This is a genomic window from Mesorhizobium sp. M1A.T.Ca.IN.004.03.1.1, from assembly GCF_003997555.1.
GTDB lineage: Bacteria > Pseudomonadota > Alphaproteobacteria > Rhizobiales > Rhizobiaceae > Mesorhizobium.
In genome coordinates this window covers 1-257 of sequence record NZ_RZTV01000615.1, presented here as the reverse complement: position 1 = coordinate 257, position 257 = coordinate 1, and the positions used below count along the sequence as shown (strand labels likewise).

Annotated in this window: 1 pseudogene; it reads right to left on the bottom strand. The window is 59.5% G+C overall.

Annotated elements, in window-relative coordinates:
• Window positions 1–257, bottom strand: a pseudogene (locus EOD29_RS33095) (ATP-binding cassette domain-containing protein); the annotation flags it as partial.

Genomic DNA, 257 nt, shown 5'->3' with positions numbered 1-257 from the left:
GACACCCAATGCGGACGTCGGCTCATCGAGGATGAGCACCTTGGCTCCGAAATAACGGCCCGCGCGATCGCCACACATTGCCGCTCGCCGCCGGAAAGGGTGCCGACCGCCTGGTTCGGGTCGCGGATATCGATGCCGATCTTGTGCATCTCCTCGCGAGTCACCTCGCTGCAATACTTGAAATCGACATGGCGAAACGGAGGAATGCCCTTTACGGGTTCGCGTCCCATGAAGAAGTTTCGCGTGATCGACATCAG